General features: G+C 59.4%; 20 protein-coding genes. 11 read left to right on the forward strand and 9 right to left on the reverse strand.

The annotated features are described in order from the left end of the window. The first annotated feature begins 29 nt into the window (after window positions 1-29). The 7 genes from AC3ZVB_RS14385 to AC3ZVB_RS14415 all read left to right on the forward strand — a co-directional run bounded on the left by AC3ZVB_RS14385 (window position 30) and on the right by AC3ZVB_RS14415 (window position 6,827). Window positions 30-1,004, forward strand: a complete 975-nt coding sequence (locus tag AC3ZVB_RS14385) for an AraC family transcriptional regulator (protein WP_490146881.1) — start codon at window positions 30-32, stop codon at window positions 1,002-1,004. A gap of 95 nt (window positions 1,005-1,099) precedes the next feature. Further along, window positions 1,100-2,206 (forward strand): NAD/NADP-dependent octopine/nopaline dehydrogenase family protein, encoded by a 1,107-nt coding sequence (locus AC3ZVB_RS14390; RefSeq protein ID WP_162439792.1) that lies wholly within the window; start codon window positions 1,100-1,102, stop codon window positions 2,204-2,206. Then, a complete protein-coding gene (locus AC3ZVB_RS14395) occupies window positions 2,206-3,204 on the forward strand; it encodes a 3-hydroxybutyryl-CoA dehydrogenase (RefSeq protein ID WP_490146882.1) in 999 nt (332 codons plus the stop codon). The genes AC3ZVB_RS14390 and AC3ZVB_RS14395 overlap by 1 nt, the downstream gene beginning before the upstream one ends. A gap of 171 nt (window positions 3,205-3,375) precedes the next feature. Beyond that, window positions 3,376-4,071, forward strand: a complete 696-nt coding sequence (locus tag AC3ZVB_RS14400; protein ID WP_490146982.1) for a tRNA (adenine(22)-N(1))-methyltransferase — start codon at window positions 3,376-3,378, stop codon at window positions 4,069-4,071. Window positions 4,072-4,241: 170 nt separating this feature from the next. After that, a complete protein-coding gene (locus AC3ZVB_RS14405; protein WP_490146883.1) occupies window positions 4,242-5,069 on the forward strand; it encodes an EamA family transporter in 828 nt (275 codons plus the stop codon). Between the two features lie 287 nt (window positions 5,070-5,356). Next, a complete protein-coding gene (locus tag AC3ZVB_RS14410) occupies window positions 5,357-6,346 on the forward strand; it encodes an RHS repeat-associated core domain-containing protein (RefSeq protein WP_490146884.1) in 990 nt (329 codons plus the stop codon). 256 nt (window positions 6,347-6,602) lie between these two features. After that, a complete protein-coding gene (locus tag AC3ZVB_RS14415; protein WP_490146885.1) occupies window positions 6,603-6,827 on the forward strand; it encodes a hypothetical protein in 225 nt (74 codons plus the stop codon). Between the two features lie 32 nt (window positions 6,828-6,859). Here the strand turns inward: AC3ZVB_RS14415 and AC3ZVB_RS14420 are convergent, their stop codons facing one another. Then, window positions 6,860-7,405, reverse strand: a complete 546-nt coding sequence (locus tag AC3ZVB_RS14420; RefSeq protein ID WP_490146886.1) for a GNAT family N-acetyltransferase — start codon at window positions 7,403-7,405, stop codon at window positions 6,860-6,862. Window positions 7,406-7,635: 230 nt separating this feature from the next. Here AC3ZVB_RS14420 and AC3ZVB_RS14425 point away from each other — a divergent pair, with 230 nt between their 5' ends. Continuing rightward, the gene (locus AC3ZVB_RS14425) at window positions 7,636-9,120 is read left to right on the forward strand and encodes an MFS transporter (protein ID WP_490146887.1); all 1,485 of its coding nucleotides are present in this window, start codon (window positions 7,636-7,638) and stop codon (window positions 9,118-9,120) included. Between the two features lie 209 nt (window positions 9,121-9,329). On the opposite strand, the gene AC3ZVB_RS14430 is transcribed toward AC3ZVB_RS14425, so the two are convergent. From AC3ZVB_RS14430 to AC3ZVB_RS14455, 6 genes are all read right to left on the reverse strand, one after another. Next, complete coding sequence (locus AC3ZVB_RS14430) at window positions 9,330-10,976, reverse strand: CapA family protein (RefSeq protein WP_490146888.1); 1,647 nt, start codon at window positions 10,974-10,976, stop codon at window positions 9,330-9,332. 119 nt (window positions 10,977-11,095) lie between these two features. Beyond that, window positions 11,096-12,184 carry a M14 family metallopeptidase gene (locus AC3ZVB_RS14435; RefSeq protein WP_490146889.1) on the reverse strand — a complete coding sequence of 363 codons (1,089 nt, stop codon included), beginning with the start codon at window positions 12,182-12,184 and terminating at the stop codon, window positions 11,096-11,098. Window positions 12,185-12,377: 193 nt separating this feature from the next. Then, entirely contained in the window at window positions 12,378-13,676 is a 1,299-nt protein-coding gene (locus AC3ZVB_RS14440; RefSeq protein WP_490146890.1) for an MFS transporter, read from the reverse strand. Window positions 13,677-13,848: 172 nt separating this feature from the next. Beyond that, entirely contained in the window at window positions 13,849-14,769 is a 921-nt protein-coding gene (locus tag AC3ZVB_RS14445) for a LysR family transcriptional regulator (protein WP_194692285.1), read from the reverse strand. 158 nt (window positions 14,770-14,927) lie between these two features. Continuing rightward, window positions 14,928-16,304, reverse strand: coding sequence for a DUF1329 domain-containing protein (locus tag AC3ZVB_RS14450; protein WP_235992899.1), 1,377 nt, complete (start codon window positions 16,302-16,304; stop codon window positions 14,928-14,930). An 11-nt stretch (window positions 16,305-16,315) separates the two neighbouring features. Beyond that, entirely contained in the window at window positions 16,316-18,145 is a 1,830-nt protein-coding gene (locus tag AC3ZVB_RS14455) for a DUF1302 domain-containing protein (protein WP_194692284.1), read from the reverse strand. 289 nt (window positions 18,146-18,434) lie between these two features. Between AC3ZVB_RS14455 and AC3ZVB_RS14460 the strand changes: the two genes are divergently transcribed. The 3 genes from AC3ZVB_RS14460 (at window position 18,435) to AC3ZVB_RS14470 (ending at window position 20,215) form a co-directional block, all read left to right on the forward strand. Next, window positions 18,435-18,737 (forward strand): ArsR/SmtB family transcription factor, encoded by a 303-nt coding sequence (locus AC3ZVB_RS14460; protein WP_162439784.1) that lies wholly within the window; start codon window positions 18,435-18,437, stop codon window positions 18,735-18,737. 155 nt (window positions 18,738-18,892) lie between these two features. Then, window positions 18,893-19,855 (forward strand): zinc-dependent alcohol dehydrogenase family protein, encoded by a 963-nt coding sequence (locus AC3ZVB_RS14465; protein WP_490146891.1) that lies wholly within the window; start codon window positions 18,893-18,895, stop codon window positions 19,853-19,855. Window positions 19,856-19,909: 54 nt separating this feature from the next. Continuing rightward, a complete protein-coding gene (locus AC3ZVB_RS14470; RefSeq protein WP_194692282.1) occupies window positions 19,910-20,215 on the forward strand; it encodes an antibiotic biosynthesis monooxygenase family protein in 306 nt (101 codons plus the stop codon). Here AC3ZVB_RS14470 and AC3ZVB_RS14475 read toward each other — a convergent pair. Continuing rightward, complete coding sequence (locus AC3ZVB_RS14475) at window positions 20,212-21,594, reverse strand: heavy metal sensor histidine kinase (protein WP_490146892.1); 1,383 nt, start codon at window positions 21,592-21,594, stop codon at window positions 20,212-20,214. The genes AC3ZVB_RS14470 and AC3ZVB_RS14475 overlap by 4 nt on opposite strands. Then, window positions 21,591-22,262, reverse strand: a complete 672-nt coding sequence (locus tag AC3ZVB_RS14480; protein ID WP_490146893.1) for a heavy metal response regulator transcription factor — start codon at window positions 22,260-22,262, stop codon at window positions 21,591-21,593. Before AC3ZVB_RS14480 ends, AC3ZVB_RS14475 begins: the two co-directional genes overlap by 4 nt. Between the last annotated feature and the right edge of the window lie 29 nt (window positions 22,263-22,291).

Here is a 22,291-nt window from a genome sequence, read left to right on the forward strand (position 1 = left end):
CGATTCGCTCCAGATCAGGAGAGCCCTCGATGTTGAATGACGTACACCTGCTCGAGCGGCACAGCCTGCTCAGCTCAACCGATTACCGTGAGATCAAGGCCAAGGTCAGCCAATACCTGTGCCCGCACAGCTTCAACGTGCTGCGTGACGCACCCATCTACACCCGGCTCAATGGGGTATTTTTCGGCGACCTGGCATTGCTCGACTTGCGTTACGGCGCCCCGGTGGAGATCACCATCGGCGACATTGCCGATCAGTACCTGTTTCGCATTACCTTGCAGGGGCAGTGCGAAGTGGCGCACGGGCGACAAAGCGCGGCGATGCAGTCGGGCTACCTGAGCGTTTCCTCGCCGTTCGCGCAAAGCCGCATCGTCACGGATGGCGAATGCCGCAACCTGATCCTGCGCGTCGACCGTGACGCCCTGGAGACGCACCTGCAACGCCTGCTAGGTCGCAGCCTGCGACAGTCGGTGATCTTTGATGTCAGGGTCGACCATCTGAGCGCCGGTGCCGTCAGCCTTTATCACACCCTGGACTATATCTGCCGGCTGTACGGCAGCGGCGTCGACGGCTCACGCATTGCCAGCAGCCTGTCCGAATACCTGATGCAATTGCTGCTGACCCAGCTGCCGCACAACTACTCCGCGGATCTGTTGAACGACGCCCGCGCACCGCTGCCGCATCACGTAAAAAAGGCTCGTGACTACATCGAGGAACACCTCGACGAGCCGATCAGCCTGGCGACCTTGAGCGAACTCTGTGGCGTCTCGGTGCGCACCTTGCAGAACGGCTTCAACCAGTTCCTCCAGCAGGCGCCGGTCGACTACATTCGCGATCGCCGGCTTGCGCTGATCCACGAATCACTGAAGCAGGCCAGGGTCGGGGAAACCGTCACCGATATCCTGTTGCGTCATGGCATCAACAGCTTCGGGCATTTCTCCAGCGGCTACCGGCAACGCTACGGCTGCCTGCCGTCAGACACCCTGCGACGGCACAGGCATTGAGACTTCTGCGTAATGGGTCAGTCGGTTGCGCAATCGGATAAGTCGCTGGCGGCGTGGCTCGATAGGATCGAGTCTCTTATCAAAGGAGCATCTCGATGAATATTACCGTGCTGGGTGGTGGTCACGGCTGTTACGCCGCTGCTGTCGAAATGGCTGAGAAAGGCCACCTGACTCGCCTGTGGCGTCGCGATGGCGCAGCGCTCAAGGAATTGCTGGCCATCGGCGCGCTGACGATCAGGGACTACCGTGGCACGCGTCAGTTGTCTGTCGGTCAGCAGGGAGACAAACTGTCGTTGACCGACGACCTCGCCGAAGCCCTGAGTGACGCGCAACTGGTCATCATCCCGCTGCCGTCGACCTCCCACGAAGACCTCGCCAAACACGTCGCGCCGCACCTGCAAGAGGGTCAAGTGGTGTTCCTGCCACCGGGTACCTTCGGCAGCTACGTGTTCGCCAAGGCCATGGCCGATGCGGGCAACCAGAGCAAAGTCGCCTTCGCTGAAACCGGTACGCTGCCCTATCTGGTGCGCAAGCACGGCGCCAGCGACCTGGTGATCAGCGGCTACGCCACCCGCCTGCCGACCGGCGTATTCCCCAGCAACCTGTCCGACCACGCCTTCGCTGTGCTGCGCGAAGCCTACCCGAGTGTCGAACCGATTGAAGACGCCTTGAGCGGTGCGCTGATGAACGCGGGCCCCATCATTCATCCGCCGCTGATCATGATGAACGCCGGTCCGCTTGAGCATTTCGACGCCTGGGACATTCACAACGAGGGCACCCAGCCGTCGATTCGCCGGGTGACCAACCAGCTGGATGCCGAACGCATGGCCGTGCGCGAAGCACTGACCTATGGCGCACCGCACTTTCCGCTGGCTGATCACTACAACACCCGCGACGGCGAAGAGTGGATGTACGGACGGGGTGCCCACGGCAAGCTGACCGACAGCGGCGATTGGCGCGAAGACATCGACTTGCAGACCCATAGATACATGCTCGAAGACACCCGCCTGGGCCTGTCCTTCCTGGTTTCCGTGGGGCGCTGGGCCGGTGTCCCGACCCCCGTGGCGCAAGGCCTGCTGAGCATCGCCTCGGTGGTGGCGGCACGCGACCTCTACGCCGAAGGCCGAACCCTGGAGAACCTGGGGCTGGCCAGTCTTGACCGGGCGCAAATGACCGAGCTCCTGACCCGGGGCTACAACTGATGAGCGGGGCGCTGCCGTCAGTCAGCGTGGTCGGTGCCGGCCGGATGGGCGAGGGCATTGCGCTGGCGTTCATCCACGCGGGCCTGCCGGTCACCCTCATCGACATCAAGGAGCGCGCCGAGGATGAGCGGCGCGACTACTTCGAGCGTGTGCAAAACAATGTTCGCGGCGAACTGCAGATGCTGGTGCGCCTCGGTGTGCTCCTGCCGGACCAGGCGGACATCGCGATGTCACGGTTGACGCTGCAAGCCAGATCCCGCGCTGCAGCGACACTCAGCCGGTGCGACCTGGTGTTCGAAGCCGTGCCGGAAGTCATTGCGGTGAAGCAGGAGACCTTCGCCTGGGTCAGCGAGCATGTTCCGGCCTCGACCATCATTGCCTCGACGACCTCGACCTTTCTGGTCACCGAGCTGAGTGGAATGGTCAGTGAGCCGAAGCGTTTCGTGAACGCGCACTGGCTGAATCCGGCGTACCTGATGCCGCTGGTGGAAGTCAGTCGCAGCGAAACGACGTGCCCGCACGTGGTCGAGCGGCTGCTGCAACTGCTCAAGCGCATCGGCAAGGTGGCGGTGGTGTGCAATCCTGTCGCCGGCTACATCGTCCCGCGCATCCAGGCACTGGCGATGAACGAAGCCGCACGGATGGTCGAGGAGGGCGTGGCAAGCGCGGAAGACATCGACACTGCGGTGCGCGTGGGTTTCGGCCTGCGCTTCTCGGTGCTGGGCCTGCTTGAGTTCATCGACTGGGGTGGAGGCGACATTCTCTACTACGCATCGCGTTACCTGAGCGGCGCGCTGGCACCGCGTTTCGAGTCGCCACAAGTGATCGCCGACAATATGCAGAACGGCCGCAATGGCCTGCGAGACGGCCAGGGCTTTTACGACTATCGCGACATGGATGTCGACGCCTACAAGCAACAGCGCCTCGGCGACTTCGTGCGCAAGCTGGAATTGTCGGGGCTGACGCCGGCGTTTGAGGGGGGGTTGAAGCAGTCCTGAGCCAGCTTGATGCACTGGTCAATGGTTTCAGGCGCGGTTGATTGCGCCCTGGCAGCAACGGCATTGCAATGGCCGTGGTCGACTGAATTTGAATTGCAAGACGATGCCCGACACAATCGCGTCCCGATCCGGCCGAAGGTGCCGGGCATTCGTGGTGAGAAGGAACTGCAGTTGAACGAACACACATTGTCCATGCGCCTGGAATGCGTGGCGGCGCATGTGCCCGCCGATGCGCGCCTGGCCGATATCGGCTCGGATCACGGCTATCTTCCGGTGGCATTGATGCGCCGGGGTGCGATCGTGGCAGCGGTGGCTGGCGAGGTGGCGATGACGCCATTTCTCTGCGCCCAACGTACCGTGCGCGAGAATGGCCTGGAGCAGCAGATCACCGTGCGCCAGGCCAATGGCCTGGCGGCGATCGAGCCGGGAGACGGAATCACGGCGATCACGGTCTGCGGCATGGGCGGTGAGACGATTCGCGACATCCTCGACAGCGGCAAGGCGCATTTGACCGGCCAGGAGCGCCTGATCCTGCAGCCCAACGGCGGTGAACAGCCACTGCGCCAATGGCTGATGGAAAACGGCTACTGCATCGTCTGCGAGGAGTTGCTGCAGGAAAACCGTTTCTACTACGAAATCATCGTGGCCGAACGCACCGGGCCCGTGTTGTACAGCGCCGAGGAATTGTACTTTGGGCCGTTGCAGATGCAGGCACGCAGCCCGGCGTTCCTGGTGAAGTGGCAGCGCATACTGCGCCACAAGCAGCAGACGTTGACCCACTTCACCCGGGCGCGGCAGGCGGTACCCGAGGAGAAGACTCAGGAAGTTGCCCAGCAGGCTCGGTGGATCACCGAACTGTTGGTTTGAGCGCGAGGCGGCAGCTTTTTAAACGTCGTAACGGGTCGTCAGCATGACGTACGCGGTTCACCCTTCGATGTGACCATTCAGATTCGCTGGCCCCATCATGACTGTCGAGCTGGCACGATCGGGGAGGGGACTGTGCTTTCATCAAAACGCCGAGATGATTAGGATGACGCATGCCCTTACACATCATCCTGCTCATACTCTTCGCCGCACTCCTGCACGCCAGCTGGAATGCGCTGCTGCGTGGCGGTGCCGACAGACTCTGGTCGATGACGGTCATGTGTCTGGCGGTCGCCATCGTCAGTGCAACGGCGGCCTTGTTCCTCACGCCACCGGCGCCAGCCAGCTGGTTTTATGTCGTGCTTTCAGCGGTCCTGCATGTGGGCTACAACCTGTTTCTCGTCAGGAGCTACAAGGTCGGAGACCTCGGGCAGACCTATCCGATCTCGAGAGGTTCTTCGCCCATTCTGATCACCCTCGGCGCATCGGTTTTTGCCGGAGAAAGTATCGGCGCAGCCGCGCTGCTGGGGATTGCATTGGTGTCGGGCGGAATTATTTCCCTGGCTTTCAAGGGGCGCAGGCTTGCGGTACCAAGCCTGCCTTACGCCTTGGGCACCGGCTGTTTCATTGCCGCTTACAGCGTCACCGACGGGATTGGCGCACGCCTGTCCGGCGCTCCGATCGCCTACACGGTATGGATGTGCGCCTTGTGGGGCGTAATGATGCCACTGGTGTACATCGGCCTGCGCGGCGTGCCCAGTCTGTTTACGTTGCGTCCCGGTTTTTTCACGGCATTTTTCGGCGGACTGGTCTCGCTGCTGGCCTATGGAATCGTCATCTACGCCATGTCCCACGCACCTATGGGAGCGGTCTCGGCATTGCGCGAAACCAGCGTATTGTTCGCGGCGTTGATCGGTTATTTCTTCCTGGGCGAGACCCTGACTGTCCGCAAGGTGCTGGCGTGCGTGGTGATTGCCGTTGGCACGATTCTCATCGGCTGACGGCGGCATGGGTACGCGTAAAGTTGAAATGCTAGGCACGAAGCTCGACGTATCTGCACTCACCCCCTCCAGTCGCGCCCAATAACCAGCCCCAAACGAAGCTCAGCGTGGTGCGCCCTGTGTGATCAACGCCGACCGTGCCGCGGGACCAACCCGCGAGCATCCTTTTTGCGTCAGAATTTTGTTCTGAAAGGTACCAAGCAATCCTATCAGTTCTGCTAGTGTTCGATTTTTAGGAAACCGGTAATACTGAGCGCTAATCCTTCGGATACGTGGAGCGCTCGTTCATGAAATTACAACGCGAACGCCCGTTGTGCAGATACCAATACGACGCCCTCGATCGGTTGACTTCCAATGAGTTGCCGGACACTCCCAAGCTCCAGTGCTTTTACTGCAAAAGCAGGCTGGCTACCGAGATACATGGCGCGACGCGCTATTCAGTCCTTCAGCATGTTGATCAACTGCTGGCACAACAGAGAAGTGTGGGGGATGCTTCAGACTCCACGCTACTCGCCACCGATCTTCAGCGTTCAGTGTCGCACGCGCTTATGGCCGATTATCCACGGCAGCCCATCGCTTATTCGCCTTATGGCCATTGTTTTGTTGAAAGAGGGTTACTTAGCCTGCTTGGCTTTAACGGCGAACGAGTCGATCTGGTGACGGGGTGTTATTTGTTGGGAAATGGGTTTCGGGCATTCAATCCAGTGTTGATGCGATTTAATAGTCCGGACAGTCTTAGTCCCTTTGGTAAAGGTGGGGTGAATGCATATGCTTATTGCTCTGGAGACCCGATTAATTTCTCGGATCCAAGCGGGAAAAGTTTTATAAATAACTTTTTTAGTTGGGTCCGGAGGAGGATCGGGATGCAACAAGTTAAACCTCCAAAGCCGAATCCGTTCGCGAATCCAAAACCTGGTCAGTATGATTATATGGGGGTGCATGGCACTTCGGAGCGTCATGTCGCAAGTCTCGAGCAAGGATTAAATGCTGATTTCTTGAATACGAGTAATGGTCAAGCAGGTGGTCCAGGATTCTATCTATCTAAAGACAAGCGTGTTGCTTATGTATATGCTGATAAAACAAAGTCGTACGGTGATCCGCCAAGAATTGTTGATGTTTTTTTGAGGCGCGAGAGACAAGGTCGCGTGAAATACAATAACGCGGATCCATATACTCAAGCGGGCGTTAAAACATTCATGGGAATTGGTGATAGTGACTTCATTTTAATTCATCCTGATCGCTTTGGGGATGCAGTTATAAAAGCTATTAGAGCGTAACGGCATTATTCGTCTCTCGCCGATGTTCACAGCGGGCTGACCAGGCAGACTCTACACTGGCTGATGCGCCGGGCTGATCGATCCGTAGCGGTCAGACGGCGGAGGCCTGGCGTTTCAGATTTTTAACCCCTGCGAGGGCAAATGCCATGAGCGAAACCAAGTCATCTATCCGTCTGAATGAAGACATCTGTGTCCATATCTTCGTCGCCTCATCCGCCATGGTGGGCGTCTGCCTGACAGTGATCGGTATTTTTAAGTGGTGAGCACGTTGAGAAAGGAGGGGACCCTGGGGGATGACCTGCTTGCGATCAACGCGATTTTCTACCTGCTCACAACGATTCTGTCCTACTGGTCATTGCGAACCCGACAATTCAGCCGAAATCACCTGCTGGAAAAATTTACCGATGGACTTTTCCTGGCTGCGCTGACCTGGACGACGGGGGTGGCAGGCTTCATCACATGGGCGATGACGTTTACGTAGCGATTAAAAAACATCACCTGAACAGTAGCGCATTAGGCGATTGGTTGCGACGCAGCCCATTGCGCTCTGGAAAGTCCATAGCACTTGCACAAGGCAGGCGCAGTGGACAGGTTCAGCTCAGCGTCGTACAGGTGCACTGCGCCAATTTTCATGGTGGCTTTCTGCGAGCGAATGTTCCTGGGCGCGATGTGGAAATAAACGGTGTCGTACGCCTTGAATGCATGCTCCACCATCAGACGCTTCAGCTCGCGGTTGGTATCGCCACCCCATTTCGCACGCAGCAAAAAGGTAAACCCGATGGCGATACTGTCCGGCAGGTCGGGCGGTGCGTAGTAGCTTGACGTACCCACAATCTGCCCCGAGTCGATATCGATAACGGCGAGCGCTTTACCCGTGGCCAGGCGAGAGGCGAAGTACGCCTCAAATACCTCCCGTTTATAACGGTTATTGGCGGGATGGTCGGCCCAGATGTGTGGGTCACTGGCCGCCAGATACAACCCTTCAAAATCACTTTCGGCCAAAGGCCTGAGCCTCAGCGTGCTCCCACACATAACGGGTTGGCAGTCGAAATCGCGCACGAGCATGGATTCCTTTTCGGGTGAGTCGTGGGAATGGAGTGTAGAGCGGTCAATCGGCAAGGAAAGATCCAATACGACGGTTGTTGATGGGGCCATCGCAAACCGGAGCAATCGTTTGTGTGCGCAACACGTCTATTGACCTCATCCATACATGAGGTTTTATAAAGAGTGTCGCGTTGCCTTGGCAGCTTTCATTCGCCGCAGCGGTGACATCGGGAAAGGGAGCACACATGGATAAGCGTCACGTTGCATTGGGCCAGCCTTCGCCATCGTCGGCAGAGGCCGTCGCCCTCAGGGATATCAATCCGCCAAAAAGTGGTTGGGCCGCCTTGTTGTCCGGCAGGAATGGTGTGCGCTCGCTCGCCCTTGCCGGGGGCGTCGTCCTGCATGCGATCAATGTTTATATCGCCACCACGATTCTGCCATCGGTCGTCAGGGACATCGGCGGTATCGACTACTACGCCTGGAACACCACGCTGTTCGTCGCCGCCTCCATTCTGGGTTCGGCTTTGTCGGCGAGGTTGCTCGCCCGTTCAGGGCCGCGTAGCGCGTATGTGATCGCAACGTTGGTGTTCGCAATCGGCACGTTCATCTGTGCCGTTGCCCCGTCAATGCCGGTCATGCTCGCCGGTCGCCTTGTCCAGGGCTTGGGCGGCGGTTTTTTGTTCGCGCTTTCCTACGCGATGATCCGGCTGGTGTTCGATGAAACTTTATGGCCACGGGCGATGGCACTGGTTTCCGGTATGTGGGGTGTGGCCACTCTGGTCGGTCCGGCCGTCGGTGGCATTTATGCGCAACTGGGCGTTTGGCGGGCAGCATTCTGGTCGCTCATTCCCGTTGCCCTGCTGTTTGCCGTGCTGGCTGTGATCGTACTGCCCAAACGCAGCACGGATGAAATCGAACGCTCGCCGCTGCCACTCGCCCAACTCGTCCTGTTGACGTCGGCAGTGCTCGCCGTTTCGTTCGGCAGCGTCTCCTCTGTTCTCCTCTGGAACCTCGCGGGACTGGCTGCCGCCGTCATTCTGACTGCCCTGCTGATCGGCACAGAAAGCCGCGCACGCCATCGGCTGCTGCCCGCCGGTGCCCTGCGCATCACAACAGCGTTGGGAGCGCTGTACGCAACGATGTCGCTGCTGGCGGTCGCTGTGACCAGTGGCGAAATATTCGTGCCGCTGTTCCTCCAGGTTCTTCATCAACAATCCCCGCTCATTGCCGGCTACCTCGCAGCGCTGATGGCGGCCGGGTGGACGCTGGGGTCAATTGCCAGCGCAGGGGCGAGCGGCAAAGGCATCACCTGCGCAATTCTCGCCGGCCCGATTCTTGGCATGGCGGGCATGGTCGCGCTGGCCGTTTTGATGCCCGGCGAAAGTGCCGGCGGCTGGCCCGCGCTCATGCCGATATGCGTGGCGCTGGTGGCAATCGGATTGGGCGTGGGGATGGCATGGCCGCACCTGCTCACCCGGGTGTTTCAGGTCGCGCCAACGGGCGAGCAGGGCATGGCAGCGGCGTCTATCACTACGGTGCAGCTATTAGCCACCGCGCTCGGCGCAGCACTCGCAGGCATGGTGGCAAACGTCGCCGGCCTCACGGATCCCGGAGGCATCGCGGGCACTGCTAATGCTGCGGTCTGGCTCTTTGGCCTGTTCGCCTTCGCGCCGATCCTCGCCGTCTTCACCGCAGTGCGCGTTGTCAGGGGTTACTCAAAAACTGCGTAAGAAAAAAGGCGACGGATTTTTTTTCGTCGCCTTCTAAAGAACAACCATCGTCTTTTTCTTCGCTTCTTTCTGGGTCGAGCCGCGCATCATCGGCCGTACGCCTAGGTTGCTCAGGATCGCTTTTTAAACTGCTCCTGCCGGGGCGTTCTGGCTGTTGAGGAAACGTCCTACAGCATGGATCAGGAGCAGGATCGGAACGGTCTGACTAACTAATCCCACTTCGGCATACGTGAAATGGGCGACAGAATGTCCTTCCACACCTTGGCATGCAGATGTGGAAGTTGACGCTTCTCCAGGTCGGTCAGGCCGTAGTTGTCCGGGTTTTCCAGAACATCTGAAAACTTGACGATACGACAGTCGAAGCTGCCATCTGTACGTTGCTCGTTCACGATGTACATCGGCAGCGCTTCAAGGCCAAACAGCCGGACAGATCCGCGTAGCTTCCCGATGTTGAACTTTATGGCGTAGGCCAGTTTTGAGTTGCGGCTTTCCGGGTGGTAACTGACGAAGTCGCCGAACGCGTAAACGACCAGCGCATCCTGCTGGCCGGGGCGTGGAATAAGTTCTGCAGGCTGACTGACGTGCGCGTGATTGCCGAGGATGGTGTCGACCCCGCAATCAATCACCTTGCGCGCGGCTGCAACGATGTTGTCGTGGGGGTACATCTCGAACTCCCATCCCCAGTGGCAATAGGCAATGATCCACTGCGCGCCCTTCGCTTTTGCCGCGGCCACCTGCTTCTTGATCAATGAATAATCGGGTGGCGGTTCGACGTCGTTGAATCGCACCTCATTGGCGAGGTAAGGCTTGTCGGCGGGAACCTTGTAGCCATTGAGGTCAAAGGTGTAGGACAGCAGGGCGACCTTGATACCGTCCTTCTCGACAACGATCACGTCATCCTGCTCGGCCTGGCTCGCGGCCGTGCCTGAGTGGTAGGCACCCGATTTCCTGAGAACCTCGAGTGTGGCGAGCAGACCTTGTTCGCCCCAGTCCATCGCGTGGTTGGTCGCGGTGCTGAAGTAATTGATCTTCGCCTCGTCGCGAAACTTCTGGAACATCGCCTCAGAGGTATTCATTTGCGCCGGTTGACCCTGTCTCTGAGTTCGCCCCACGGGCCGGTTCTTGTCGACGGTTGATTCCAGGTTGGCGCTGACAATGTCAGCGGTGCTGTAGAAGTCAGTGATCTCGTCGAACAGGTGCGGCGTGTTTTGCGGCGTCAGGACATCGACCGCGAGTAAATCGCCTGCACACGACACAGAGATGAAGGGCACAGGGGGCAGATTTTCGGGGATCGGGGAACATTCATCCTCTTTACAGAATTTAAGAGACTGCGACGCGAAGAACGCTTCCAGGCCCGACCCTTTCTCGGCCACTTCGAGCTGATTGAACCAGTAACGGTAAAGCCACTTGAGTTTCTGGAAGCTACTCCCCGAGATGTCATACACGCCAGTCTCTGGCTGTGGGTAGTGGAACTCTTCATAGAACAGGTAGCTCATCAGGAGAACCGCGAGCTTGGCCTGGAGACGCTTGTTCACCAGCTCACCCAGCGGCGGCAGGTTTGATGCAATCCCAAGCTCAAGCAGAATGTTATCGAACGCAAACGCGCCCTCCAGCGTGGCCGGGTTCTTCAGCACGGATTGAAGCGTCGCGCAGACGTGTTGCGGGCCCACTTGTGCAACCTGACCGAACAGCGCCCTGGCGTACTCTGCCTCCTCGGGGCTGATCGTCTCGGGCATCTTCAATTCGCCCCTCGCCACGCGCTCCAGCGTGGTCACGACCTCATCCCTATGATCATCAAGATGCTGGTCGAGCCTGTGCAGAATCTCGCTTAAACCTTCAATCAGATACCTGTCCATTTTGAACATCCTTTTAACTGTATTGCTGGGTCTATGGCCGGTAAGCATCGGCGCCACACCCTCGAGGTGCAGGGACTCAGAACGCTATTAACGGCCATTTTCACAGTATTGCGCCTGATTCAAAGCAAGGGCCTGGTGAGGTTGAAAACAGTCAGATCCAGCACCTTGCGGCCCTGTTGCAGTACTGCGCGCTTCCAGGCATCGGTATCCACATAAAACGCATCGCGCAGTTGGCTTTTAATGCGTTGAATCTGAGCGTCGGGTGCCTGAGGGTTGCAGTACAGCCAATGGTCGGCGCGCAACGCATTGAGCACTTTTATACCCGACAGGGTGCCGTACTCCAGGGTGAGTCCGTTGTACTGGGCCTGCGGGCAGGTCTCCAACACCATCAGGTCGAGGGTGCCGTTCAGCTCGGCGGATACCGAGTTGCCTTCGGTGCTGTTGGTCATCTTTTCACCCCACCAACTTCTCCCACGGGCGATATCTTCCGGTTCCTGGCGCCCCTTGTATATGTATTCGCCGACACCGGTCGGGCCGAGGCCGGTGTGCACGTCGATCCAGCCGATACGCTGGCAGTGCTGTCCATGCTGTTGAAGAATCCGGCGCAAGGTCAGGTTGCTCCAGACCGGCGCCGTGCCGGCGAAGAACAAGCCGCGCGGATCGCTGTGCTGGCCGCGGGAAATGCCGCTCTGCAGGGCCATACGGCCGTTGCGCAGGGCGTAGCCGATCAGTCCGAGCGTGCTCGACAAAGTCGGTGGCTGGCGTTTGGGCAGCAGCAGGTGGACGAGGGCGCGGTAGTCCGGGTTGTCCGGCAGTGGCTGGGTGAAATCGAGGAAGTTCCGGTTCAGATCGACATTGTCCTCGTTGACCCGGCGCAGCCAGGAAAAGCCATGAGGGTTAAGGGCGTGCAGGAACAGCACGGCCAGATCATCGCGTTTGCAACGTTTGAACCAGGCAGCATCGCGCAGCAGATCGACCTGCAGGCCTGAGCCACAGAACCCCTCCGCGCCGTGGCAGCCGCTGCTGATGACCAGCAGGTTGGCGGCGTCAGGTGCACCAAGGCGGGCGACGTCCAGTGCCAGCTCTTCTCCGTCGCGACCGGGCAGAGGGTGGACCCAGGATTCGACGAGCAGCCCGGCGGCCAGGCTGGCGTCGAGGAATTTCTGCCGGGCTTCGGCGTAGTGTTGCGAGAAACTGGAAAGATCCATATCGGTCCTTGTGACGTTGAAGTGCCCGCGTCTTTTTTGGGCGTGGCCGGGCCTGCGGCGCAGGCTTGCTGCTTGCACCGGTGGCGGGGAAATACAAAAGGAGGAGAGCCCGTGCGCTTGTCGGGCCGCCGAATTAGCTAGCGGTCATCGTGCGCACAGGGGGCATCGTTGATGCATAACGCGGTTTCCTGATTCAGGCCTGGCTGGCAGACGGTTCGTGGTGGGACGAAGCAGCGTTTGAGGTGATCAACGTCAGCGCCTGGCGACTGCGCTCAGGGTCGACCAGACGCAGCGCCAGAAGACCGCCGACCAGCAGGGCAATACCGAACAGGCCGATACTGAGTTCGAAGCCTTTGACCAGATCGCCACCTTCCCAGCCAATCGCCTGGCCGACCATGTGCGGGGCGAGCATGCCGGCAGTGGTCATCAGGCCGATGTGAATGGCCAGCATGCTGCCGCGCTGCTTGGGCGGGGCAATGTAAGCGACGATGGAGTTGGCGAAGGCTGGCACCAGGTTCACCACGACGCCGCCCACCAGGTACAGGGCCATGGTGCTGTACAAGTCCTGCTCGAGAAAACCCATCAGGCTCAGCGCTGCACCGCCGATCAGGCACGCGATTGCCGGCGGCACGGCCATTGCCATGCGGATGCTGGCGCCGCGTTTGAGCGCGCGTTGCGACAGGCTTGAGATCGCCAGGTTGAGAAAGATCACGCCGACCGTGGCCGCCATCACCACATAGCCGGACTGCATCGGCGTCATCAGCAGGCCCTTTTGCAGGTAAGTCGGCACCCAGCTGTAGATCAGCGCAGTGGGCAGGTAAGTGCAGAAGCCGGCCAAAGTGATGAAGATGAACGTGCGGTTGAGCAGCAAGTGGCGGTAAGGCACGGTCCCGTTGCCGCCCTCGGCGACCGTATCGTCATGCTGTCCTTCGCGACCGATCAACAGCCAGATGACCAGCCAGATCAGGCCGATGCCCGCCAGGATCAGATAGCCAACACGCCAGCCCGTGTGCTGGATCAGCACGGGTAGCGACAGTGCTCCCGCAATGGCGCCGACCATGATCGCGACCTGAATCCACGCCGCAGGCTGCACGCGCTCCCGCGGTGAAAACCACTTGAAGCACGCGTGCTGAGTCACCGCCGTGCCAGGGCCACAGCCAGCCCCCAGAAGCATGCGGCTGGCGACCAGGGCATAGAAACTGGTGCTGATGGCGGTGAGGATCTGGGCGGCCATCCAGACCACCGACATGCCGGAGAGAATCCAGCGACTCGGCAGGCGGTTGGCGAGAAAGCCCACCAGCACGCCAGAGACCGAGTAGAGGAAAAAGAACGCACTGCCGATAAAGCCGAACTGCTCCGGCGATAACTGCAGTTCATCGATGATCTGCGGCCCGGCGAAAGCGAAGATCGTCTTGTCCAATACGCTGATGACCATCACCGCCATGAGCATCACGACGATCAGGGTGCGATGTGTGTTGGAAGGGGGCTGCATGGGCTCAAGCCTCGCAAAGGTAAACACGTTAAGTGGGTTGCAGCATGCCGCAGGCACCGAGCGATGAATAATCACCTCTGTGCATGTGTATCGGGTTTGGTTATGCACCTGCGTGAGGCGGCTGGGTGTCGCCTTGGCGGTGAGCAATTGCACGCTGGCGCCGATGCCGGCGTCAGCCGCTAAACAGTCCATGACTGCCGCACGCATGCGGGTTGGTGTAGGCGTACACCAGTTCATCGGCCATCGCCTTGGCTTCGCGGGTCATCAGTTCCTGATCTCGACAGCCCAGGGAGATGTTCATCGAGGGAAGCGATTCGGCAATCTGCAGGCGTTCAAGATTCAGCAGGCTCTGGGCCATTTCCAGCACGCGGATCGACCAGTAGCTGATCGCGTCGCTGCTGGCGGCGAGCTCTGCGTACAACACCACCGAGGCGCATTCGATGACGTTTTCCGGCAAGACGATGCCGTGCTCGTTGAGCATCTGGCCAACCTTCGATTGCTCCAGTGACTCCTGCAGCAACCAGTCCTGACCTTTCAGTTCGCTCAACGAGCGGGCGAGACGCATCGGGTGATCTTTACGCACGGCCAGTACCGTGGCTTGTTCATACAGCGCGACCCAGTGAAAACCGTCCGAGCTGCGGGCTTCCGGCAGGGACGTCAGCACCAGATCAAGTTGTCCTTCACGCAGTCCTTCCAACAGCTTGGAGGGCCGCAGTTCAATGATCTGCACCTGAACCTTGGGGAAGCGTTTGCGGTAGCGGTTGAGGCTGGTCACAAACTGATGACTGGGTGTGACCGAAGACACGCCGATCGCGAGCTTGCCATCCATCACGCCTTTAAGCGTGTCGATCTCTTCGCGTGCGCGGCGTACTTCTTCGAGGACCATGCGCGCGCGTTTCACCAGGCGTTCGCCGTACTCGGTGACCGTGATGCCGCGGTTGGAACGCACCAGCAGCGGCACGCCGAGCTCGGCCTCAAGCTCCTTTATCGCCTTGGAAAGCGCGGGTTGAGAAATATGCAGCTGGCGCGAAGCTTCCTGGATGCTGCCGCTTTCACAGATGGCGACGATGGCGCGCAGTTGGTGAAACTTCATGGAAAAAGCCTCGTCTGCTCAAGGTAAAAGACGGAATCCAAAGGAAAAAACCCACAGAGTGGTGGCAATGTGACTTCGGTGAGGGTTGTCGAAGAGGGCCAGGTAAAAAAGCGGCGGTCAAAAGACCGCCGTAAAGGGTGGAGCGCGAAGGGGTTTGATCAACGAATACCCGCAGCTCGCAAGGCATTGGGGGTGAACTGCTTGCGGCTGTAGGGCATGCCGAACTGGTAGGCATTTTGCTGTTCGTTGTACAGCGCACCCACCGCGTATCGACCGGACAGAACGTCGTAGTGGGTTTCGGCGCTGAACTGCGGGATCTTCTGGTCATAGAAGAAAATGCCGTGCCCTTCAGAGACGCGCCACAACTGCCCGCGGCCGTCATAGGCATCCGCTTCGGCGGCTTGCCAGCTGTCCTCGTCGATGAACAGATCCCGACGCGAATAGATGTGGCGCTGGCCTTCCTTGAGCGTGCCCCTGACATGCCAGACCCGGTGCAGCTCGTAGCGTGCATGCTCGGGGTTGAGGTGACCCGCCTGGATGATGTCGCTGTACTTCAACGTAGGCGAACCCATCTTGTTGCTGTTGTAGGGGATGTACATTTCCTTCTTGCCCACCAACTCCCAATCGAAGCGATCCGGCGAGCCATTGAACATGTCGAAGTCGTCCATGGTTCGCATGCCTTCGGCGCCCGGGCTGTCATACGCAATCTGCGGCGCGCGGCGTACACGGCGTTGACCGGCGTTGTACTGCCAGGCCATACGCGGTTCGCTGACCTGATTGATGGTCTCGTGCACCAGCAACACCCCACCGGCCATGCGCGCCGGGGAGAGGAACTCTTCGCGGTAGAAGTAGAGGACGTTGGCCATCTCCTGTGGGGAGTAGTCAGTCAGGCCGGCGGGGTAGGCCAGTTGCTGCTTGATCTGGCTCGGGGTAAAGCTGCCATTGGTTTGCGGCGACGCCTGCACGACCATCCGCTCGAAGGCCAGGCCGCGGTAGCGACCGATGTGGTTCCAGATCACTTCCATACCGTTCTGCGGTACGGCAAAAGGCAGTCCGCCGCTGCGGAAATTCTGCAAGCCGTTACCGCCTTCAGCCAGTTGAGTGTTGGCGGCGTTGAGGCGGCTGGTGTCGAGAAAATCCTGGGGCAGGCTGACCGAACGCCGGGTCGGATAGACCGGGATGCGGTAGGTATCCGGATAGCGCTTGAAGAGGGCGAGCTGGCCTGGGGTCAGCTTGTCCTGGTATTGCGCAACGTTGGCGGCGGTGATGGTGAACAGTGGTTTGTCTGCAGCAAAGGGATCACTGAGAAAACCGCTGGCGTCACGCCGGCCGGCGTCAGGTCCGATGCCGCCGGTCCACGCAGGAATACTGCCGTCGGCATTGCCGGCCCGCTCCGCACCGATGGGCGTCAGGTCTTTGCCCAGTCGGGCGATCTGCTCTTGCGGGACTGCCGCCAGTGCCTGATGGGTCAGCAGCAGGCCCAGGCACAGACTGCCGGCACTCAGGCGTTGGGTCTTGGAAAGGAAAAACATCATGTGCATACCCCTCAGAAATTCATGCCGGCACTTAAGGCGAGGAAATCGCGGTCAGTGTTCGTGTTGAAGTCGCCACCGAAATAGTCGGTGTAGCTCAGGCTCGCGGTGTACTTGGACAGGTAGTCGGCATCCAGCCCGACGCTTACCGACTTGTTGCCCTCGGTGAAAGTCGGGCCGTAGCCCTCGACGTCATGGGCGAACGCCAGGTTCGGCTTGAGGTTGATGCCGGCGATGGCGTTGTTGAAATCCAGCACGGCGCGCAGCCGGTAACCCCAGGAGTTCTGGGTGTAGAACCCCTTGTCGGTGCACTGGTCGGGATTGGCGGAATTGAGCACGGCCTTGCACAGACTTTCGCCGCGTATCGTGCCAACGCCGGGGAGGCTGGCAGAGGCAGAAGAGGGCAGCGCACCCATGCCGTAGACGCTGCTGCGACCGAAACGCAGGTCAGAGCCGTCGGCCGAACCGAGGTTGCCGATATGGCTGTAGCCGACTTCGCCGATCAGCGTCAGACGGTCGCTCCCCAGCACCTGATCGAATGTGTGCACACCACTGATCTGGGCCTGGGTGAAAGGCATGCGCTTGTAACCCTGGACCAGGCTGCTATAGCGGTTGTCTGCCCAGTCGGTGTCAAAGATGGCCAGGCCGTTCATGTTGCCCAAGGTGTAGAGCTGGCCGATGCTCGCCGCTGTGGAAGTATCGGTGCCGTTGAGTGCCATTGGCATGTTTGGCCGGTGGCTGATCTCACCGGACAACGCGGTGCCGTCGGGGGTGGTGGTGGCGAAGCTGATGCCGAACAGACGGATATCTTCCGGGTACTTCAGGTAGTAGCTGGCGGTGGAAGGGCCCGGGGCGCCAAGAATGGCACCGACGCCGGTGGCATTGCTGGCGGTCCACATGCTTTCAGGTGTGCGGCTGTGATAGTTCAGGGCATAGAAACCGAACTCGGTGTCGTTGAGCTCCGGCACCATCCAGCGCAGCGCCACGCCGAACTGGCCACTGTCACGAGCGTCCTGATCTGCGCCACGGGGTACCCAGCCATACGCGGGGCCATCGCGGTCAAAGTCGCTGCCGTTTGTGGTCATACCGTAGTCGCAGCCCTTGGGCGCGGTATCGCCGCCGAAGAAGGTGCCGCAGTTATCGAGAACGGTCTTTTCCCATTCCAGTTGGTAGAAGGCTTCCACCGACAGGTTTTCCGTCAGGCTCTGGGTGACGTACAGCATATTCACCGGGATCAGGCCTTCCTTGATCTCCGAACCGGGACGGCGCAGCGAGGCCGCGTCGGCGGGGTTGATCGCGTTGATGCTGTTGCCGATAAAGGTGCTCTCGCCCCAGCTCACCACCTGTTTGCCGGCGCGCACACTGCCGGGCAAATCGCCCAACAAGTAGTTGTGGTAAACGAAGGCATCCAGCAATTCGAATCCTGATCCCTTGGCCGCACGGTCACGTCCGCTGTCATCGATGTCGTACAGCGGACGGTGCTCATCTTTGAGCTCGAAGTCGTACCAGTACTTGCCGCGCAGGAACACGCCGGTTTCGCCATAGCTCAGCTGCAGGTCATGTACGCCCTTGAAGATCTTCGAGAACGTCTCGCCCTTTTTGAAGTTGAGGCGACCGTCGTCACTCGTGCGTGTGGACGCGCGACCGCCGTTGGCTTTGCCGATGAACTTCGCGTCGGCGTCGTCCATGGCCCAACTGGACCCGATGGACAGTGACGAGTCGAAACGCCCCTCGATTTCCCCGATATTGAAGCTGGCGGCCTGTGCCGGTAGTGCGAAAAGGGCACCCGCCAGTGCCAGGGCATGAGGGCGAAAATCCCCTGCGCCTTTTGTTGTTTTATTCATAAGGCTCTCCGCCTGAACATGCTGTGCAAGGAAGGCCGGGACTGTCGCCACACGGCTCATCACTGGGTAACTGTCCGAGGACAATTGCGTTGGCATCCTAGGGCGCATCCGGCGTTCTGCCTTCTGAAAAAAACTTATGGCTATAGCCAAAGGTGAGGCCGGGATAACTTTTAGGCGCGCGCGTCAATCCGGTCGCTACCGGCTCGGCGTCATGCGACCCCGCATGTTGTTCGTCGCGTAGCTTGATTTTCCGCATTGACATATCGGTAAATCTCGATATGATCGCTCCATGGAATTACTCGAAATATTCAAAGCCCTCTCAAACCGTACGCGACTTGAAATCCTCAAAGGTTTGAAGGACCCCGTGAAGCACTTTCCTCCTCAGGACGAAGGTGACGTTCATACGGTGGGCGTCTGCGTCAGCAGTATTCAGGAAGGCGTCGGGCTGTCGCAGTCGACGGTGTCTGACTATCTGGCGACCCTGCAACGAGCGGGCCTGGTCGAAGTCAGGCGCATCGGTCAGTGGACGTACTACAAGCGCAATGAAGCGACCATCCGTTTGCTTGCCGAGATCATCGGCAAAGAGCTGTAATTTTTTACGCTACTAAATCGGTAAATCCCGATATCCCGTTTTATCGAAACAAGTATGCACAAGATGTTGGAACCATAGGGAAAGAACGGCCCGTTTTTTTACCCTTGCATATCGAAAAATCTCGATATCCCTTTTTGTCGAAACGAGGATGCACAATGAAAGCGCTGATACTCAACTCATTTGGTGGCCCGGAATCGTTCGAACTGCGCGACGTGCCAAAACCAGTACCTCACGCGGGACAAGTCCTGGTGCGGGTCTACGCCACCTCCATCAATCCTTTGGATTTCCAGGTTCGACGAGGCGATTACCCTGACCTGGTGCAACTGCCGGCCATTACCGGGCATGACGTCTCGGGCGTTGTCGAAGCCGTCGGCCCGGGTGTGACGAGTTTCGTTCCAGGCGACGAAGTCTGGTACACCCCGCAAATATTCGACGGCCCGGGGAGCTATGCCGAGTACCACGTTGCTGACCAAAGCATTGTCGGGAAGAAGCCCCCTTCGCTGAGCCACCTCGAGGCGGCGAGCCTGACCCTGGTGGGCGGGACGGCGTGGGAAGCATTGGTCGTGCGAGCGGCGCTCAGGGTAGGGGAGAGCATCCTGGTGCACGGCGGCGCGGGAGGCGTCGGTCATGTGGCGATCCAGCTGGCCAAAGCCATGGGCACCAGGGTGTTCACGACCGTGCGCGACGCGAACGCCGAGTTCGTACGAGGGTTAGGTGCTGACGTGATCATCGACTATGAGAAGGAAGATTATGTCGACGCCATCAATCGGGAGACCGGTGGCCACGGCGTCGATGTGGTGTTCGACACCATTGGCGGCAACACCTTGTCGCGCAGCCCCGACGTGCTCGCACAACTGGGCCGCGTGGTCTCGATTGTGGACATCGCACAGCCACAAAACGTCGTTCAGGCCTGGGGCAAGAACGCGAGTTATCACTTCGTGTTCACCCGACAGAACCGCGGCAAGCTGGATGAGTTGAGCGCGTTGATTGAGCGCGGTCAGTTGCGGCCACACGTTGGCGCGGTCTATTCGCTTGCCGATATTCCGCTCGCCCATGCCCGGCTGGAGACTCCCAACAACGGTATCCAGGGGAAGATCGCGATTTCAATCGCGCCGTAGGCTCACCTCGACCCTGTGTTTTTTCAATCGTTAAACCTGAATTCAAGGAACGCCATGATTTATGAAATCGCGCTGCTCCCCGTTCACAAAGAACACATCGAAGCCTTCAGACGGGCATTTGCCGAGGTCGCGCCGCTGCTCTGCCGCGCAAAGGGTTACGGCGGCCACATGCTCGCGCAAGGGATCGAAACGCCCGAGCAATTCAACCTGATCGTGCAATGGCAATCACTCGAGGATCACACACCGGGCTTCGAAGCGAGTGAAGACCATCGGCTGTTCATGATGGGACTGGAGGACTATTTTTCCAGTGAGCCGATGGTTTATCACATTGAGGGCGCCGGGTTTCCTGCAGGCGCCTAAGATTCGGACGAGCCTTTTTTCAGCGGAAATTTCAGGCAAAAGCGAGTGCCACTTTCAGCGCTGTCAACGCTCACGCCGCCACCGTGTATGTGCATGATCGAACGGACGATTGCCAGGCCCAGGCCACCGGAATCGTCCGGTTGATTGCGCGATGGATCACACCGGTAAAAGCGCTCGAACAAACGCGGCAGGTGTTGCGGGGCAATCGGCTCGCCCTGGTTGTGCACGCTGAGCTCAAGCCGGTCTTCCCAGGTGGCGCTTGCAAGGGTCACTTCAGTACCGGGCGTTGCATGGCGCAGGGCGTTGGCAAGCAGGTTGGCCATTGCTCGGCGGACCAGGATCGGATCGGCCATCAACTCACCACAGGTGTGGTCGATAATCTGAATGTCGCGCTCCTGCGCCACGCCTTCGAAGTAGTCGCACAACTGCGTGCTGAGATCGTGCAGGTCGAACTGTTCGGGCTTGATCGAAATATGCGACTGCTCGGTGCGTGCGAGAAACAACATGCTGTCAATCATCCGAGCCAGACGTTCGTACTCTTCCTGATTGGACACCAGCAGGTTCTGATACTCATCAATCGTGCGACCGTGCCGGAGGGTCTGTTGGGTATGGCCCATCAGGTTGCTCAACGGCGTGCGCATCTCATGGGCAAGGTCTTCCGAGAAGCGCGAGAGCTGGGCAAACCCGTCTTCCAGGCGCGCCAGCATCTGATTGAGGGCTTTGCTGAGCTCTCGCAGTTCGCTCACTTCATTGAAGTCATCCAGCCGCAAATGCAGATGCTGAACATCAATACCAGCCGCCCGCGCAGCCAGTTGGCGCACCGGGCGCAAGCCGCGCTGACTTACCCACCCTCCGAGTGCAAAGGCGAGCAGGGCGCCGACGGACAGGGCCAGCCAGAGTTTGAGTCGGTAAGCGCCAAGCATCTGCTCGCGCTCACTCAACAGCTTGGCGGCAATCAGGGTCAGAGGTCGGTCGCCGTTGGCCACATCCAGCCAGGCAAGCCGGACGGGCTCAGCGTATTGACCGTCACCCAGTTGCGCCACAGGGGCCGCCTGCAAGGAGGGCAGAGGCAAATGGGCAGGGTTGATTTCGATCAACACCTTGCCAGCGCCATCGACAATCCACAGCAGATTGTCACGGTTGCCCAGCATGTTTTCGTAGAGCTTGGGCCGGCCGCGCAGCGCTTCGATACTGTCGCTGTCGCTGATCAACGCTTGCATGCGTTGCAAGCGTCCGAGCAAAGCCTGGTCATCGCGCCAGGCAATCTCGCGCTGCAACGATTGATACAGATAAAACCCGATAGCGCCCATCAGCAGCATGCTGACCAGGGCGAACATGGCGGCCAGGCGCAGACTCAGGGCGCGGGGCATTAGTTTCAAGATTGCACCTCAAGCAGGTAACCAATGCCGCGAACGGTATGGATCAGCTTGAGCTGGAAAGGGTCGTCGACCTTGGCCCGCAGTCGGCGGATGGCCACGTCCACCACGTTGGTGTCGCTGTCGAAGTTCATCTGCCAAATCTGCGAGGCGATCAGCGAGCGCGAGAGCACCTCTCCCTCGCGATTGAGCAGCAGATGCAGCAGTGCAAATTCTTTGTTGGTCAGGGTGAGGCGCTGGCCGTTGCGAGTGACCTTGCGCCGCAACAGATCCAGACTCAGATCGGCCACCTGGAACTGCTCGACCTCACGGGGCGGACCCCGGCGCAGCAAGGTGCGCACGCGGGCCAGGAGCTCTGCGTAGGAGAAGGGTTTGACCAGGTAATCATCGGCGCCCAGTTCCAGCCCCTTGACCCGATCATCGATGGCATCGCGAGCGGTGAGAAACAATACCGGCGTCTGCCATTTGCGCCGGATGATCTGCAGCAATTGCCAGCCGTCCAGGCCCGGCAGCATCACGTCAAGAATGATCAGGTCGTATTCACTTTCCTGCACCAGGTGCTGGCCATCCAGACCGTTCAGGGCGATCTCCACCCCATAGCCGGACTCACTCAACGCTTTGTGCAGGTAGTCGGCAGTTTTCGCTTCATCTTCAACGACAAGGATACGCATTTTTTCCTCCGGAACCGGGATACAGGCTA

It is taken from the genome of Pseudomonas sp. MDV22-iso1 (genome assembly GCF_058145095.1).